This is a genomic window from Rhizobium sp. SRI_017, from assembly GCF_057586295.1.
This window is the reverse complement of the sequence record NZ_JBYCZP010000005.1, coordinates 399,258-413,670: the sequence shown is the minus strand read 5'-3', so window position 1 is coordinate 413,670 and position 14,413 is coordinate 399,258. Positions and strand designations below refer to the sequence as shown.

General features: G+C 60.7%; 18 protein-coding genes. 6 read left to right on the top strand and 12 right to left on the bottom strand.

Annotated features, from left to right (window positions below; translation table 11 throughout):
- Window positions 1-69: 69 nt before the first annotated feature.
- Window positions 70-1,068, top strand: a complete 999-nt coding sequence (locus tag AC2YI2_RS14635; RefSeq protein WP_487387203.1) for an LLM class flavin-dependent oxidoreductase — start codon at window positions 70-72, stop codon at window positions 1,066-1,068.
- A gap of 62 nt (window positions 1,069-1,130) precedes the next feature.
- Here the strand turns inward: AC2YI2_RS14635 and AC2YI2_RS14630 are convergent, their stop codons facing one another.
- The 7 genes from AC2YI2_RS14630 to AC2YI2_RS14600 all read right to left on the bottom strand — a co-directional run bounded on the left by AC2YI2_RS14630 (window position 1,131) and on the right by AC2YI2_RS14600 (window position 6,608).
- On the bottom strand, window positions 1,131-1,877 hold the full coding sequence (locus tag AC2YI2_RS14630) for a YebC/PmpR family DNA-binding transcriptional regulator (protein WP_487387202.1): 747 nt from the start codon (window positions 1,875-1,877) through the stop codon (window positions 1,131-1,133).
- A 76-nt stretch (window positions 1,878-1,953) separates the two neighbouring features.
- A complete protein-coding gene (locus tag AC2YI2_RS14625; RefSeq protein ID WP_487387201.1) occupies window positions 1,954-2,787 on the bottom strand; it encodes an MBL fold metallo-hydrolase in 834 nt (277 codons plus the stop codon).
- A 115-nt stretch (window positions 2,788-2,902) separates the two neighbouring features.
- The gene (locus AC2YI2_RS14620; protein WP_487387200.1) at window positions 2,903-3,727 is read right to left on the bottom strand and encodes a TIGR00282 family metallophosphoesterase; all 825 of its coding nucleotides are present in this window, start codon (window positions 3,725-3,727) and stop codon (window positions 2,903-2,905) included.
- Window positions 3,724-4,311: a 5-formyltetrahydrofolate cyclo-ligase gene (locus AC2YI2_RS14615; RefSeq protein WP_487387199.1), complete on the bottom strand. Its 588-nt coding sequence runs from the start codon at window positions 4,309-4,311 to the stop codon at window positions 3,724-3,726. Before AC2YI2_RS14615 ends, AC2YI2_RS14620 begins: the two co-directional genes overlap by 4 nt.
- 96 nt (window positions 4,312-4,407) lie before the next feature.
- The gene (locus tag AC2YI2_RS14610) at window positions 4,408-5,100 is read right to left on the bottom strand and encodes a DUF1345 domain-containing protein (protein WP_487387198.1); all 693 of its coding nucleotides are present in this window, start codon (window positions 5,098-5,100) and stop codon (window positions 4,408-4,410) included.
- Window positions 5,101-5,124: 24 nt separating this feature from the next.
- Window positions 5,125-5,316 carry a DUF1192 domain-containing protein gene (locus AC2YI2_RS14605; RefSeq protein WP_487387197.1) on the bottom strand — a complete coding sequence of 64 codons (192 nt, stop codon included), beginning with the start codon at window positions 5,314-5,316 and terminating at the stop codon, window positions 5,125-5,127.
- Window positions 5,313-6,608, bottom strand: a complete 1,296-nt coding sequence (locus tag AC2YI2_RS14600) for an MFS transporter (RefSeq protein ID WP_487387196.1) — start codon at window positions 6,606-6,608, stop codon at window positions 5,313-5,315. Before AC2YI2_RS14600 ends, AC2YI2_RS14605 begins: the two co-directional genes overlap by 4 nt.
- 254 nt (window positions 6,609-6,862) lie before the next feature.
- Between AC2YI2_RS14600 and AC2YI2_RS14595 the strand changes: the two genes are divergently transcribed.
- Entirely contained in the window at window positions 6,863-7,000 is a 138-nt protein-coding gene (locus AC2YI2_RS14595) for a hypothetical protein (RefSeq protein ID WP_487387195.1), read from the top strand.
- Here the strand turns inward: AC2YI2_RS14595 and AC2YI2_RS14590 are convergent.
- On the bottom strand, window positions 6,987-8,018 hold the full coding sequence (locus AC2YI2_RS14590; protein ID WP_487387194.1) for a peptidoglycan -binding protein: 1,032 nt from the start codon (window positions 8,016-8,018) through the stop codon (window positions 6,987-6,989). The two genes, AC2YI2_RS14595 and AC2YI2_RS14590, sit on opposite strands and share 14 nt — an antisense overlap.
- A gap of 1 nt (window position 8,019) precedes the next feature.
- On the bottom strand, window positions 8,020-9,066 hold the full coding sequence (locus AC2YI2_RS14585; protein ID WP_487387193.1) for a MotA/TolQ/ExbB proton channel family protein: 1,047 nt from the start codon (window positions 9,064-9,066) through the stop codon (window positions 8,020-8,022).
- 503 nt (window positions 9,067-9,569) lie between these two features.
- Between AC2YI2_RS14585 and rcdA the strand changes: the two genes are divergently transcribed.
- The 4 genes from rcdA to AC2YI2_RS14565 all read left to right on the top strand — a co-directional run bounded on the left by rcdA (window position 9,570) and on the right by AC2YI2_RS14565 (window position 12,197).
- Entirely contained in the window at window positions 9,570-10,085 is a 516-nt protein-coding gene (gene rcdA / locus AC2YI2_RS14580) for a protease adaptor protein RcdA (protein WP_487387255.1), read from the top strand.
- 216 nt (window positions 10,086-10,301) lie between these two features.
- Window positions 10,302-10,427 (top strand): type B 50S ribosomal protein L36, encoded by a 126-nt coding sequence (gene ykgO / locus AC2YI2_RS14575; RefSeq protein WP_280778017.1) that lies wholly within the window; start codon window positions 10,302-10,304, stop codon window positions 10,425-10,427.
- Window positions 10,428-10,508: 81 nt separating this feature from the next.
- Window positions 10,509-11,132: a hypothetical protein gene (locus AC2YI2_RS14570; protein ID WP_487387192.1), complete on the top strand. Its 624-nt coding sequence runs from the start codon at window positions 10,509-10,511 to the stop codon at window positions 11,130-11,132.
- A gap of 57 nt (window positions 11,133-11,189) precedes the next feature.
- The gene (locus tag AC2YI2_RS14565) at window positions 11,190-12,197 is read left to right on the top strand and encodes an alpha/beta fold hydrolase (RefSeq protein ID WP_487387191.1); all 1,008 of its coding nucleotides are present in this window, start codon (window positions 11,190-11,192) and stop codon (window positions 12,195-12,197) included.
- Between the two features lie 2 nt (window positions 12,198-12,199).
- Here AC2YI2_RS14565 and pyk read toward each other — a convergent pair whose 3' ends face one another.
- The 3 genes from pyk to AC2YI2_RS14550 all read right to left on the bottom strand — a co-directional run bounded on the left by pyk (window position 12,200) and on the right by AC2YI2_RS14550 (window position 14,346).
- Entirely contained in the window at window positions 12,200-13,639 is a 1,440-nt protein-coding gene (gene pyk / locus AC2YI2_RS14560; RefSeq protein WP_487387190.1) for a pyruvate kinase, read from the bottom strand.
- Complete coding sequence (locus AC2YI2_RS14555) at window positions 13,639-14,094, bottom strand: DUF1036 domain-containing protein (protein WP_487387189.1); 456 nt, start codon at window positions 14,092-14,094, stop codon at window positions 13,639-13,641. The genes pyk and AC2YI2_RS14555 overlap by 1 nt, the downstream gene beginning before the upstream one ends.
- Before the next feature lie 129 nt (window positions 14,095-14,223).
- Window positions 14,224-14,346: a hypothetical protein gene (locus AC2YI2_RS14550; RefSeq protein WP_487387188.1), complete on the bottom strand. Its 123-nt coding sequence runs from the start codon at window positions 14,344-14,346 to the stop codon at window positions 14,224-14,226.
- Window positions 14,347-14,413: the final 67 nt, after the last annotated feature.

The window sequence follows — 14,413 nt, the reverse complement described above, 5'->3', positions numbered from 1 at the left end:
CCGGCCACATCTTGATTCCTGGCACTGAAGCTCCCAACTTTGCGAGACAAGTTGCGGAAGGATGCCGGCATGATTCCCTTTTCCATTCTCGATCTCTCGCAGGTCACCGAAGGCGGCACCGTCGAGGAAAGCTTCCGCAACACCGCGCGCATGGCGCAGGCGGCCGAGAAGACAGGCTATCACCGCTATTGGCTCGCAGAGCATCATGGCATGCCCGCAGTGGCGAGCTCCGCGACCGCAGTGTTAATCGGCCATGTCGGCCAGGCGACGTCGCGCATCCGCATTGGTTCCGGCGGCATTATGCTTCCGAACCACTCGCCGCTCGTCATTGCCGAGCAGTTCGGCACGCTGGCTGCCCTCTTCCCCGGTCGAGTCGACCTCGGGCTTGGCCGTGCACCCGGCACGGACATGCGCACTGCCCGCGCGCTTCGTCGCGACCTCGAGGCCGGCGCGCATTCCTTCCCCAATGACATTCTCGAACTGCAACGCCTCTTTGGTCCGGGCGATGACGGCCAAGTCATGGCGATGCCCGGCATCGGCTCCAATGTGCCGCTCTGGCTGCTCGGATCGAGCCTCTATTCGGCGCATCTGGCGGCCGCACTCGGTCTGCCCTATGCCTTCGCGTCGCATTTTGCACCCGACGCACTATTGGACGCGATCGCCATTTATCGCGAGCGCTTCCAGCCTTCGGCACAGCTCGACAAGCCCTATGTGATGGCCGGGGTGATGGGCGTGGTTGCCGATACCGACGAAGAGGCGAAGTATCATTTCACGTCGGCGCAGCTTCAGTTCATCAACCTGCGTCGCAATGCCCGCGGCTATTTCCCCAAGCCGGTCAGGAACATGGACGAGCACTGGACCGAGGCCGAGAAATACAATGTCGAGCACACGCTGCAATATGCGATTGTCGGTTCGCCCAAGACCGCCGAGCGCGATCTCACTGACTTCATCCGCGTAACGGGCATCGACGAACTGATCATTTCCATGCCAGTCGCCGATGTCGACGCGCGGCTTAGATCCATCGAGCTATTCGCCGGCCTCGATACGATCGTACAGAAGGCCGCATAGATCAAAGAAGCCCGCAGCGACGAGCGCTGCGGGCTTCTTTCATTTTGAGCAGCTGAGAAGCGTTAGGCCGAGAGCTTGGCCATGACGTCCTCGGGAATATCCATGTTTGTATAGACATTCTGCACGTCGTCGTCGTCTTCGAGCGAGTCGGTCATCTTCATCAGTGATTGCGCGCGCTCTTCGTCGACCGGCACTGAATTCTGCGCCTTCCAGATCGCCTTCACGGTCGAGGCTTCGCCAAGAAGAGCTTCGAGCGCCTTCGAGACCTCGTTGATGGCTTCGAAGGCACAGTAGATGTAGTGGCCTTCCTCGTCGGTCTGCACGTCGTCGGCGCCGGCTTCGATTGCGGCTTCCATCACCTTGTCGCCATCGCCGACAGACAGTGGATAGACGATTTCGCCGACATGATCGAAGGAGAAGGAGACCGAACCGGTTTCGCCGAGCGCGCCGCCGCCTTTGGTAAAGATCGAGCGGACATTGGAAGCGGTACGGTTGCGATTGTCGGTCAGCGCCTCGACGATGACGGCGATACCGCCCGGGCCGTAGCCTTCGTAGCGCACCTGATCATAGTTTTCCGCATCGGCACCCGACGCCTTCTTGATGGCACGGTCGATATTGTCCTTGGGCATGGACTGCGCCTTGGCATTCTGAACCGCCAGGCGAAGCGCCGAATTCATCGACGGGTCCGGCAGACCCGTCTTAGCGGCAACGGTGATTTCGCGTGCGAGCTTGGAGAACATCTTGGACCGGATGCCGTCCTGCTTGCCCTTCCGGTGCATGATGTTCTTGAACTGTGAATGGCCTGCCATGGCACCCCTATTCGTCTCTATGTCGTTGGATGCGGCCTTATATTGCCGGAAAAGCAGGCATTCAAGGGGGTAGCCGTCAGAGTCCCTTCAGAACATAGATCGTCGGCTTCTTCGGCAACGACCGGAGTGACACGTCGATGGTCGCCTCTGGCGAGACGACCTGCTCGTATTCCGGGCCGAACATCGAGAGGAAATCATCGATGACAGGGCCGCGGCGATGCATCGGCAGGATGACCGAGGAGCGCAGGCGCTGCACCACCTTGCTCATGCTCTCCTTGCCCATGGTCAGCCCACCGTCGACCGGTACCATCAGCACGTCAAGACGGCCGATCTCTGCATAGTGCCCCTCGTCCAGTTCATGATGCAGATGGCCGAGATGGCCGATGCAGAGGCCTTGCACCTCGAAGATGAAGATAGAATTGCCGTCCTTCTCGTGCTGCCCCCAGCGATTGATGTCGGTGGTGACATTGCGGACGAACGTGTCGCCGACCATCAGTTCGTGCTTGATGGGCTCGCCCGGCGTGTCGCTCCAGCCATGCAGGACATATTGGATCTCGGGCTCGGGCGTCAGCGTGTAATGCGTCGTATGCGCATGGTTCATCGTGGCGACCATGGGCGGCACTGTCGGCTTGTACCAGCCATTATAATCGGTCGCGATCGTCACCCCGCCGGGCGTGACGATATGGAAGGTTGAGTGGCCGAGATAGGTGATCGAGACCGGCTGGTCCGATATCACGGCGCGCTGAAGCAGCAACCCTTCGGACGGCTCGTAGCTGGCAAAGGTCGCACCCGGCAGCCGGCCGGCAATCGCTTGGCACTGGCTGAAATTGCGCGGCTGTTCCTTGTCCTGCGCCTGGAGGGCAAGCGGCACGAAGATCGTAGCCACCACGAACAAAAACAATCGGAGCATCGCCGCGTCCCACATTAAGCCTTTTTGCAGGCGCGAAGGATGCGGCAGCCTTGGTCAATCGTCCAGCATCAATTGCCGGGGCAGCCGTCACTTTCCTGTTATCTAGGTCGTCGCGTCAAGACCAGAAATCCGGCACCGTCTCCGCCAATCGCGGCCCCAGCCGCAGCGGCGCGATCTTCTCTGCGAGCCCGGTGCGGCCGGAGATCTCGACGCCGACGCCGCAGATCGTCGCTGGACCCGACGCCGCTTCGAAGCGCCCGCGCGGCACCTTGGTGAGGAAGCGGTTGAGCGGCTCCTCCTTCTCCATGCCAAGTGAGGAATCATAGTCTCCGCACATGCCGGCATCGGACATATAGGCGGTGCCGCCGTTGAGGATCTGGTGATCGGCGGTCGGCACATGGGTATGGGTCCCGACGACGAAGCTCGCGCGGCCATCGACGAAATGGCCAAAACACTGCTTCTCGCTCGTCGCCTCGGCGTGGAAATCGAAGACCACCGCGTCGGCCTGCTCGCCCAGCGGACAGGCGGCAAGAATGTTCTCCGCCGACTTGAAGGGATCGTCGAGATCGGGGCTCATGAACACGCGCCCCATGATATTGGCGACGAGAATACGCGCCCCGTTGCGGGCGAGATAGACGCCCGATCCCTTACCCGGAGTGCCCGCGGGGTAATTCGCGGGCCGCAGGAACTGATCGTGCCGGTCAGCGAAGATCAGCGCCTCGCGCTGGTCCCAGACATGGTTGCCTGTCGTCACCACATCGGCGCCGGCATCGATCGTCGACTGGAAGATATCCTCGGTAATCCCGAAGCCGCCGGCGGCATTCTCGCCGTTGACGATGACGAAATCGAGCTTGAGATCGGCGATCAGACCCGGCAGCCGGTCATAGACCGCTTGCCGGCCGGTGCGGCCTACCATATCGCCGAGAAAGAGCAGTCTCATGGATTTTCCTTCTCGATGATTTTGAGCCCGCTTTCGGTCAGGATCGCGTCCACCGCGACATCATGATCCTCGGCCGGGATGATGTCGACCTCCTGGCAATCGAAGGCGACGCCGATCAGGCGCGGCCGCAAACCCTTCTCGTGCAAGCGGGAAATCGCGCGGTCATAGAAGCCCGCACCATAACCGATCCGGTGGCCAGCGCGATCGAAGGCGGCCAGCGGCACCAGCATGATATCAGGATCGACGGGGCGGGCATCCTCGCCGGGTCCGAAGGTGCCGAAGCCTGTGCTGACCATCGGCGCGCCGGCGAGCAGTTCGCGGAAGACAATCGTATGCTTGTCGACCACGACGGGCATGCAGAGCTTGGCACCCCGCTCCTTGAGCTTTTGCATCAGCGGCCGCACATCGACTTCGGAGCGGATAGGAAAGAAGCCGGAGACCTCCTGGCCGGGCAAGAGATCGATGAGGCTGCCACCCGTCTCGGCCATCATGAGGGCCTTCTCGATGCGGTCTTCCCCGGAGATCGCGTCGCGCGCCGCAAGCCGCTCCGAACGCAGCTTCGCCTTGAGGGCCTTCGAAATCATTTCCGTCTTTCTGCTCGTGCCATCTTCTGCCCTCTTAGAGCCTCGACGGAAAAATGAAAACAGGTCTGTAAGCGACGCTGGCTTGCCGGACAGCGGTCAGCCGCCAAGCATGCTGGCCGCGATGTTGATGGTGAGTGCCAGGATGATGGTGTTGAAGAAGTAGGAGATGACGGAATGGATCAGCACCAGCGCCCGCATCTGACGCGACACGACCTCCGTATCCGCAGTCTGGTTGGCAACGCCGATGGTGAAAGAGAAATAGAGAAAGTCGAGATAGTCCGGCCAGGGTTCACCGGGAAAATGCAGGCCCTTCTTCTTCCGCGTCTCGATGTCGTCGCTACCGCTGTCGAGCGGGCCATCGAGCAGATAGAAATTGTGCGCATAATGCTCGGTGAAGATGACATGTACGAAGCTCCAGGACGTCACGATCGTGGCGACCGAGAGCCCGATATGCAGCGCGACGACCGAACCCGGCTCACTCTTGAGGTTGAAGAGCTCCAGCACGATCGTCACGAGGCTGGAGAGCGCTGCAACGATCGCAAGGATCAGGACGGTGTAGCGCCCCTCGTCGAGCACGCGCGCGCGCCGCCGCATGGTCTCATGGTCGGATCGCGCCATCATGAAGCCGATCAGCACCAGATAGGCGATGATCGCTATGTTCCATGCGATCAACCCCCGGCTCGTCCACTCCAGGAAGGATGGGAGAAGAAAATAGGTCAGCAGACCGATGACCAGGGAAGAAAACAAGCGGATGCGGAACAGGATATGCCGCAGAGGGCCGGATGCCATGGCGGCCTTCATCGCGCGCGATCCCTATTTGCGGAACAGGCCTTCGGCTACATTGCGGCTCGAGGACTTGGCCGTAATCTCGTCTTCAAGGCGCTCGATCTCGGCCTTGAGAAGACCGATCCTTGCTTTGAGTTCATCAACGGAGAGCATGGAGAGGTCCGAGCCGATCTCGTGGCCGGTCTTCTTCTTCGGCTTGTCGTCTTCGAAAAGGCTCATGCGGGCTCCGCTCCATCCTTCACAGGCTCGACGTTAGCGCTGGAGCCCGGTTCCGGCAAGGGCTGGGCGCGCGGGTTGAGCGCGAGGCTTTCCGGCGTGACAGTCGTGCCCGAAGACACTGATTGGTAGCTGTCACGTTCGCCGACCGGCACCGGCGCACGCATCCGCGAGCGGATCAGCGCGTAGATGACGATCAGGGCATGCGAAAGGGCCGTCACGGCAAAGAGCGCATAGGGGCCGAGATATTGCATGACCGGGCCACCGACAGTCGGACCGATGACCGTGCCGATGCCATAGAGCAGCAGCAGGCCGCCTGAAATGGCGACGAAATCGGTCGATTTGGCGAAGTCGTTGGCATGCGCCACGGCGATCGGGTAGAGCGCATAGGCCGTCGCGCCATAGACGCTGATCAGGATCAGCAGCGTCGTTACATTTTCCGGTTGCACGACGAAAAGCTGGAATCCGGCCAGGAAGGCCACGCCTGACAGGATCGCCAGCACATAGCGCCGGTCCATGCGGTCCGACATGCGACCCGCCGGGATCTGCATGGCAGCGCCGGCGAAGATGGTGATCGTCATCATCAGCGCGATATCGCCTGCCGACAGGCCGGCCTTGGCGCCGAACACGGCGCCCAGCGTTCCCCAGGCGCCGTTCGCGATACCCACGAGCAATATGCCGAAAAACGAAACCGGAGAATTCTTGTAGAGCGCAACAAGGTCGAGCTTCAATTCGTTCAACGGCTTGGGAGTCTGCGCGTTTGAGATCAGCGTCGGCAGCATGGCGAAGCAGTAGAAAATGCCGGCCAGCAGGAACAGGGTCTGGCTGTTGATGTCTGACAGAGGCACAGCCATCTGCCCACCGACGACGCCGACGAGGGTGATCGAAATGTAGAATGAAAAGATCATGCCCCGGCTCTCGTTCGTCGCCCGTTCATTCAGCCAGCTCTCGATGATCATGACGGTCGCTGCCGACGAGAAGCCGGTGACGGCGCGCGAAAACACCCAGACGGTCGGTTCGATGATGATGCCAGTGGTCAGCGCGGTGATGGCGATAATCGAAATGAAGCCCGAGAATGCGCGGACATGGCCGACGCGCTTGACGAGCCGGCGCGCGAAGATGCAGCCGAGCACGAACCCCGCAGCCCAAGACGTCCCGAAGAACCCAAGGATCGTTTCCGAATAGCCCTCGACCGCGCCGCGCATCGGCATCAGCAGGCTGTGCAGGCCGTTGCCAAGAAAGAGAAAGAGTGTGCCGACCAGAAGCGCCAATACGGAAAACAGGTTTTGTCTCATAAGGCGTGCTCTTTCGCTTGCGGCGGCCCCACTCCCATCAGCCCCGGCAAGAAAGCCTGACGAGAAAACCCTGGGGGTGTTATGGATTTGTGGAGCGCCGATTCGTACCCGTGAAAGTCTATGCGACCTCCACGACTTGTCCAACCGGCGGAACGAGAAATGCCATCGACACGAAAGGCGCCGATTATGTGGCGCCTTGACCTAAAGGGCCGGAAAGTTTGACGAAAGTCATCCCGATCATCGGTTTGATTCTGATGGCATTGCACATCATCTGGCCGCTCAATCTGCCTGGACTCCGCAAACGTAGCGACTTCTGGAAGATCGCGCTTGCGATGGGCATTGCCATCGTCTTCACAGCGCTTCTTCGCGAGCAGCTGGCTATTTCTCCGTGAGCTTGAGCTCGATGCGGCGGTTCTGGTTTCGTGCCTCTTGGCTGTCGCCCTGCGCGATCGGCTGAAATTCGCCAAAGCCCGCCGCAACTAGTCTGTCGGCCGGCACGCCACTTGCGATCAGGAACTTGACGACCGAGGTCGCGCGCGCAGACGAGAGTTCCCAGTTGTCGGCATATCTGCCGGTGCCGGAGAGAGGCACATTGTCAGTATGACCATCGACTCGCAGCACCCAGTTGATCTCGGCGGGAATTTCCTTCGACAGATCAATAAGCGCCTGCGCGAGCTTCGCCATCTCCACCTTGCCGGCGTCATTGAGTTCGTTGCCTCCCGAGGGGAAGAGAACCTCGGACTGGAAGACGAAACGGTCGCCGACAATGCGGATATTCTCACGGTCGGAAAGGATTTCGCGCAGCCTGCCGAAGAAATCGGAGCGATAGCGGTTCAACTCTTGCACCCGCTGCGCCAGAGCGACGTTCAGGCGTTTGCCGAGATCGGCGATCTTGGTCTGCGAGGCCTTGTCCTTGGCTTCGGACGTTTGCAGCGCTTCCTCGACAGCGGCGATCTGAGCACGCAGGGCCGCGATCTGCTGGTTGAGCAGCTCGACCTGGCTCATCGCCTGCTGGCTGACCTCCTTCTGCTTGGAAAGCTCGTCATTCAGCGTGCCGATGCGGGCCGTGGCGGCATCGGAATTGCCGGATCCCTGGTCGAGCAGCTTACGAAGCCGCGACCTCTCGTTCTCGGCTGATGTCAGTTGCGCCTGCAGATTGGCGAAGGAATCCTCGAGATCCTGCTTGCCGCCCTTCTCGAGCGCGAGAAGTTCGGTCAGTTCGTTGATCTGGTTGTTGAGCCGTTCCAGCACCTCGTCGCGGCCGGAGACCTCCTGGCTCAGGATGAACTGGCCAAGCACGAAGACGACGAGCAGGAACATGATGGCAAGAAGCAGCGTCGACAGCGCGTCGACGAAGCCCGGCCAATAATCGATCGTGCGCTCACGGCCGCCCTTGCGACGCAACGCCATGCTACTTGCCCCCGATCTTTTCGGTCAGTTGGTCAAGCGTCCGGCGCAGCGCCTTCGATTCTTCCTGCTGCGCTTCGATCCAGTCGCGCAGCATCTGCTGTTCGGTGCGCATGTTGCGCACCAGGCCCTGGATACCCTCGGCGAGCGACGCCATGGCGGCCGTGGAGCGTTGGTTGCTGCCACCTTCCTGGGTGATCTTCACGAGCTGTTCGGAGAGCGCCTTGAGCTCCTCCGCCGAGCCGGTTGCCGCCACGCGGGCAACGGCGGGCGCGAAATCGTGGCTCACGTCGGTAACCGATGACAGCCAGTTTTCCAGCTCGTTGTAGAATCGGTTCTGCGCACGGCCAGCCTGGAGGTCGAGAAACCCGAGAATCAGTGAACCAGACAGGCCGAAGAGGGAGGCTGAGAAGGCGGTTGCCATGCCGGTCAGCGGTGCCGAAAGGCTGTCCTTCAGCGTGTTGAGGATATCTGAACTCTGGCCGTTGCCGGCATCGAGCCCCTGGATGACGGTGTTGATCGACCCGATCGTGCCAAGAAGGCCCCAGAATGTGCCGAGCAGGCCGAGAAAGACCAGAAGCCCAGTGAGGTAGCGTGTGATATCGCGCTGTTCGTCGAGGCGCGAGGCGATAGAATCGAGGATCGACCTCAGCGCCGCAGTCGAAATCGCACCTGTCTGGCTCGACGACATCAGCGCCCGCATCGGCCCAAGCAGAACAGGGTCACGGCCCGCCTTGTCAGTGCTGCCTGCGGCCCGGAAGGAGTTGAACCAGCGCACCTCCGGCCGAAGCGCCAACACATGGTTGAACGCCAGCAGAATGCCGATGGCGGCCACGCCGAGAATCAGCCCGTTGAGCCCCGGATTGGCGACAAATGCCTCACGCGCCTGCCTGAACAGAATGGCGCCTGCAAATCCTGCCAAAATAAGGAAGATGACCATCGTCCAGAAATAGGACATGGGACTTGAGAGCTTGCGGCTGTAGGACGGCTGATCGTCCGCCCCCTCTTCACGGTCGAAGAATCCTGCTGCAGCCATGCTTTCACTATCCATTCGTCAAATCGTGGCCGGAGACTAGAGGAAGATTGCGCCGAATTGAAGAGGCTGGAGTAGCCCAGCATGTGCATAGCGGCTGTTCGTCACTTCTTGGATTGTCGGAAGGACAGCGCTGGTGAAGGTGCTCGGCTCGCTTTACTCGGTATCGTCAAGAACTCTCGCGGGCTCTGTGCCGCTTTTCTTTGCAGCCGCGGCGGATATTAACTTTTCATTAACCCTCCTGTGATATTACTGTTCACATCCAGAGCTTCTGGACTCAGACAATTTCCTTCATCGGGTTGCGTCTGATTTTTCTCCCTGTTTTACCTTAAAGAGCCGCTCCGCGCGGCTCTTTTTTTATTCGATGTTGTGGAACATTTCGCTGACATTTGATATTAGTTGTGGAGATTAACCGTTCCTTAAGAATTGGGTTGCGCGGAAGAGGTACGAGTATATTGTCGCCGTTGTTCAGGCGGGCTTGTCCAGCTTCCGATGTGATGCGTACGGGAATGAAAAAAATGATGTCTGAGATGGGTGCCAATACCATTAGCTTCGCCGGTCATGCGGCTTCGTCCAATCAGTTCAAGTCGCTCTACGGCGAGGGCATGGCGTTGGTCGAGGAAACCGCGAGCTATCTCGACGGCCCCGGTCGCATTGCCTCCAAGGCTTTGCCCCGCATGGCATCGGTGCTCTACGCGGCAGAATCCATGCGACTGACCACCCGTCTGATGCAGGTTGCCTCATGGCTTCTCCTGCAGCGCGCCATCAACAATGGCGAAATGACCCGCGACCAGGTCGTGAACGAGAAGAAGAAGGTCCGCCTCGACACATTCAACGTCGACCGCAGCGCACCAGGCTGGACCGACCTGCCGGGCGATTTCCGCGAACTGGTCGAGAAGTCCATCCGCCTGCAGAATCGCGTCGCCGTGCTCGATCGTGAAATCTATCGCCCCGCGGAGATCATCCCGGCTGCCAACAACCAGAACTCGGTGCAGGCACAGCTTTCGCTGCTGAAGACGGCATTTGGCGGTCACTAAACGCGCCTGTGTCCCAAGAGGTACAAGGCCGGCTCTGCCGGCCTTTTTCATGCGACAAAGCCGCGTTTTCGGCCTGATTTCGAGCGTCATGCGGTTGACATGGAAAGACTCTGCAGCTACATGCCACAGCCAATTCCGGGCGCGCCTCTTTAGCCAGCGGCGCGCCTTTGATTGTCAATGAAGCAGGATCAACCTGCAGAATCGCGGATCAGTACAATGAAGATCAAGAACTCGCTCAAGGCGCTCAAGGCCCGTCATCGTGAAAACCGTCTGGTCCGTCGCAAGGGCCGGGTTTACATCATCAACAAGCTGAACCCGCGCTACAAGGCTCGCCAGGGCTGATCGGCCCGGCCTGTTTTGATGTGCGCGGCGTCTGCCGGCTCACGACATTTTGCCTTTGAATATTCGCAATGGCGGGCTACCATGCCCGCCATGCGCTTTATCACGTCTGCTCTTCCGCTCCTTGCCATTCTCGCTGCCGCGCCTGCCATGGCTCAGGACAAAAAGGCGACCGCCGTCAAACCGGAAGTAGTCAAGGAAAGCGCGCCCGGGCCGCTGGCCACCGGCGAGCAAAGGCTCGACAATCTTTTCCTTCGCCTGAAGAAAGAACGAAGCACCGAACAGGCGCGCGGCATTGCCAACGAGATCCGCGAAGTCCTCACCCAGTCCGGCAGCGCCACGGTCGACTTCCTGATGGAAAGCGCCGCGCGAGCGATGAACGACAAGCGCTACGGCGCCGCGCTCGACTTCCTGGACCAGGTGACGCTGCTCAAGCCCGACTATGTCGAAGGCTGGAACAGGCGTGCCACGCTGCACTATCTGCTCGGCAACTATCCCAAGGCCATGTCCGACAGCGCCCGCGTGCTCGCGCTCGAACCGCGCCATCTCGGCGCGCTGGCTGGTATTGCCGGCATCCTGCAGGAAACTGGCCACGAGCAGCAGGCGCTCAATGCCTGGCAGTCCTATCTCTCCTATTATCCCGCCGACCGCGAGGCGCAGGAGCAGATGTTCGAGCTCATGAACAAACTCGCCGGCCAGAAGACCTGAACCGAAGCCACCACTCCAGCGTAACAGAGACATTCGACCCGCCGGTTCATGGTTTTCATGCTGAAATTTTTCCTCTATGCCCTGACCGGCGTCGCCGGCCTCGTGTTCACGGCCTTCCTCTTCTCCCAATGGCAATCGCGCCAGATCACCTCACGCTACCCGAACATCGGTGAGTTGATCGACATCGGCGGCTTCCGGCTCAACAGCCTGCATGTGCCCCGCCCGGTAACGTCCGACCTGCCGACGCTGCTCTTCATCCATGGTGCGAGCGGCAATCTTCGTGATCCGATGGCGGCCTTCCTCAAGCCACTCGAAGGCCGGGCCGAGATGCTCTTCGTGGATCGGCCCGGTCACGGCTATTCCGAACGCGGTGATGACGCGAACCTCACGCCCGACGGCCAGGCCGATGCCATCGCCCGCCTGCTCGACAAGCGCGGCATCGACAAGGTCATCGTCATCGGCCATTCCTTCGGTGGCGCCACGACCGCGAGCTTCGCGCTCCGTCACAGGGACAAGGTGCTCGGCCTCGTCTTCCTGTCGCCCTCGACCCATCCCTGGCCGGGCGGCGTCGAGTGGTACTATGACCTCGCCAATACGCCCTATCTCGGCCCGCTCTTCTGTAACACTGTCGCCCTGCCTGCCGGTCTGCTCCGCATCCGGGAAGGCGTCAAGTCCGTCTTCCACCCGAACCCGGTGCCGGCGGGATATCTGGAAGGCGCGGCGATCCCGCTGGTCTTGCGCCCCGACAACTTCTGCAACAATGCACGCGATGTCGCGAACCTGCTCGTCTATGTCCGGAAGACCCAGCCACATTACCACGAGATCGCGGTGCCCACGGTCATCATAACCGGCGACAGCGACGAGATCGTCTATGAGGAACTGCACTCCCTCGGACTCAATCGCGACATCAAGGGCTCTGAGCTGGTCTGGGTCAAAGGCCTCGGCCACAAGCCCGACTATGTGGCAACCGACCTCGCGATCGCGGCAATAGAAAAGGTCGCGGGGATGGACCGCGACCTCAGGAAACTCGCCAGCGATGTCGAAAGGCGCATAGCGCCAAGGTAACCTTACACGCCGCCTTGGCCGTCCGAGGCGATATAGGCGATGCGCAGCATGTTGGTGGCGCCAGGCGTGCCGAGCGGCACGCCCGCGGTGATGATGATGCGGTCACCCGGCTTGCCGAAGCCTTCGTGATGCACGATGCGGCAAGCGCGGTTGACCATGTCATCTAGATCGCTCGCATCCTCGGTGACCACGCAATGCAAGCCCCAGACCACCGAGAGGCGCCGCGCCGTCTCGATAATCGGCGAGAGCGCCAGGACCGGCACTTCCGGCCGCTCGCGCGCGGCACGCAGGCCGGTATTGCCCGAGCCCGTATAACAAACGATGGCCGCGAGCTTCAGCGTCTCGGCGATTTCGCGCGAGGCCAGCGAGATGGCGTCGGCGCCCGTCGGTTCCGGCTTCGGCCGCTGGGCGTGGATGATGTTGGAGTAATACGGGTCGCGTTCGACGGTGCTGGCGATCGACGCCATGGTCTTGACCGCCTCGACGGGATACTGGCCGGAAGCGGACTCGGCCGAGAGCATGATCGCGTCAGCGCCTTCGAACACGGCAGTCGCGACGTCGGAGACTTCGGCGCGGGTCGGCACAGGCGCCGTGATCATCGATTCCAGCATCTGGGTCGCGACGACCACCGGCTTGCCGACACGGCGGCAGGCGCGGGTAAGCTGCTTCTGAATACCCGGAACCGCTTCGAGCGGCATTTCGACGCCGAGGTCGCCGCGCGCCACCATCAGCGCATCTGACATTTCGATGATTTCGTCGATGCGCTCGATCGCCTGCGGCTTCTCGATCTTCGACATCAAGCCGACCTTGCCGCGCGAGATCTTGCGCACTTCGGCCAGGTCTTCCGGACGCTGGACGAAGGACAAAGCGACCCAATCGACGCTGCCCGTTGCCAGGACGGCATCGAGATCGACGCGGTCCTTGTCGGTCAGCGCGCCGATAGCGAGCAGCGTGTCGGGAAGCGAAACACCCTTCTTGTCCGAGATTTTCGTACCGGCGACGACCTTGGTCACGATCGAGGTGCCATCGCATTCGACTGCTTCGAGATGAAGCTTGCCGTCATCGATCAGCAGGCGATGGCCGGGCTTGACGGCTTCGAGGATTTCCGGATGGGGCAGGTAGACGCGGGTATGGTCGCCCGGCGCGTCGTTGTTGTCCAGCGTGAAGGTCTGGCCCGGCGTCAGTTCAACCGGCCCATTGGCGAACTTCCCGACACGCAGCTTCGGCCCCTGAAGGTCGGCCAGAATGCCGATCGGACGGCCCGAACGCGCCTCTACTGCTCGGATCATTGAAATCAGCGAGCGCATCCCGTCATGGCTGGCATGGCTCATATTGATGCGGAACACATCCGCGCCTGCTTCATGCAGCTTCTCGATCATCTCCTCGTTGTTCGAGGCTGGACCGAGCGTGGCGAGGATTTTGACTTTTCTGTTCCGCTTCATCAATTCTGGCTTTCGTTTGTGGTCGGCGTGTCGGTCAGCTGGACCATCCAGCTCCCCTGACGGCCGGTGTCGTATTCCTTGAACCCGAATTGCTGGTAGCCGCGGGCATAGCAATCCTGGACACCGATAATCTTAAACTCGTTGTCTGCGACACACATATTAACGTTGCCCGTCCAACGACCCCCGCGCGCCGCATCTTCTGCATAAAGGTAGTAATACCGAGACTGCAACTGGCCTTCGATCAGGGTCGAGCAGGTCGTCGGCGGGATCTGCCACCAGCCCTCCGAAATCCAGCCCTCCTTGGCCCTGTAGCCGATCGCGACTCCGACCGCCGTCTGCGTGGCGTTGCAGACTCGGAACTCGGCCGAGGCCTCATTGGCGCTCAGCCCGAAGGCCGTCGCGGCCAGCAGAAATGATGCGCCGACAAGCGCGGCCGTCCTGAAGCGCGCTGTCATCGGGCGATCGGCTGACTGTACTGGCCCCGGTATCCTGCGTGCCGCGCCCGGCGATGCTGCAACTTTGGGCATGATGGTCCAGGAGGCTCCCATGGCTTGAGTGCTATTTGCGCTGCCAAAACTCGAATGTCAACGCAAATCTAAATCGATTATATTCGGCAATTTCTCCTTGAGCGGCGGGAGTTTGGCCGAATAGGCGGCATTCAACCGGACCGCATCCAGGCGACGTGCCGAGACGTCGAATCCATTCATATTGTGCCTTCCTTGAAGTCTCAATAACACGCGCCTTGAAAGAGAAGCCCGTCTCATGCAAAGACGT

Coding starts and splice junctions, on each gene's coding strand:
- ykgO (WP_280778017.1), top strand. CDS start 10,302: ATGAAGATCAAGAACTCGCTCAAGGCGCTCAAGGCCCGTCATCGTGAA.
- AC2YI2_RS14625 (WP_487387201.1), bottom strand. CDS start 2,787: ATGCTCCGATTGTTTTTGTTCGTGGTGGCTACGATCTTCGTGCCGCTT.
- AC2YI2_RS14555 (WP_487387189.1), bottom strand. CDS start 14,094: ATGACAGCGCGCTTCAGGACGGCCGCGCTTGTCGGCGCATCATTTCTG.
- AC2YI2_RS14590 (WP_487387194.1), bottom strand. CDS start 8,018: ATGGCGTTGCGTCGCAAGGGCGGCCGTGAGCGCACGATCGATTATTGG.
- AC2YI2_RS14615 (WP_487387199.1), bottom strand. CDS start 4,311: ATGATTTCGAAGGCCCTCAAGGCGAAGCTGCGTTCGGAGCGGCTTGCG.
- AC2YI2_RS14595 (WP_487387195.1), top strand. CDS start 6,863: ATGGCATTGCACATCATCTGGCCGCTCAATCTGCCTGGACTCCGCAAA.
- pyk (WP_487387190.1), bottom strand. CDS start 13,639: ATGAAGCGGAACAGAAAAGTCAAAATCCTCGCCACGCTCGGTCCAGCC.
- AC2YI2_RS14585 (WP_487387193.1), bottom strand. CDS start 9,066: ATGGATAGTGAAAGCATGGCTGCAGCAGGATTCTTCGACCGTGAAGAG.
- AC2YI2_RS14620 (WP_487387200.1), bottom strand. CDS start 3,727: ATGAGACTGCTCTTTCTCGGCGATATGGTAGGCCGCACCGGCCGGCAA.
- AC2YI2_RS14630 (WP_487387202.1), bottom strand. CDS start 1,877: ATGGCAGGCCATTCACAGTTCAAGAACATCATGCACCGGAAGGGCAAG.
- AC2YI2_RS14565 (WP_487387191.1), top strand. CDS start 11,190: ATGCTGAAATTTTTCCTCTATGCCCTGACCGGCGTCGCCGGCCTCGTG.
- AC2YI2_RS14605 (WP_487387197.1), bottom strand. CDS start 5,316: ATGAGCCTTTTCGAAGACGACAAGCCGAAGAAGAAGACCGGCCACGAG.
- AC2YI2_RS14550 (WP_487387188.1), bottom strand. CDS start 14,346: ATGAATGGATTCGACGTCTCGGCACGTCGCCTGGATGCGGTCCGGTTG.
- rcdA (WP_487387255.1), top strand. CDS start 9,570: ATGTCTGAGATGGGTGCCAATACCATTAGCTTCGCCGGTCATGCGGCT.
- AC2YI2_RS14610 (WP_487387198.1), bottom strand. CDS start 5,100: ATGGCATCCGGCCCTCTGCGGCATATCCTGTTCCGCATCCGCTTGTTT.
- AC2YI2_RS14570 (WP_487387192.1), top strand. CDS start 10,509: ATGCCCGCCATGCGCTTTATCACGTCTGCTCTTCCGCTCCTTGCCATT.
- AC2YI2_RS14600 (WP_487387196.1), bottom strand. CDS start 6,608: ATGAGACAAAACCTGTTTTCCGTATTGGCGCTTCTGGTCGGCACACTC.
- AC2YI2_RS14635 (WP_487387203.1), top strand. CDS start 70: ATGATTCCCTTTTCCATTCTCGATCTCTCGCAGGTCACCGAAGGCGGC.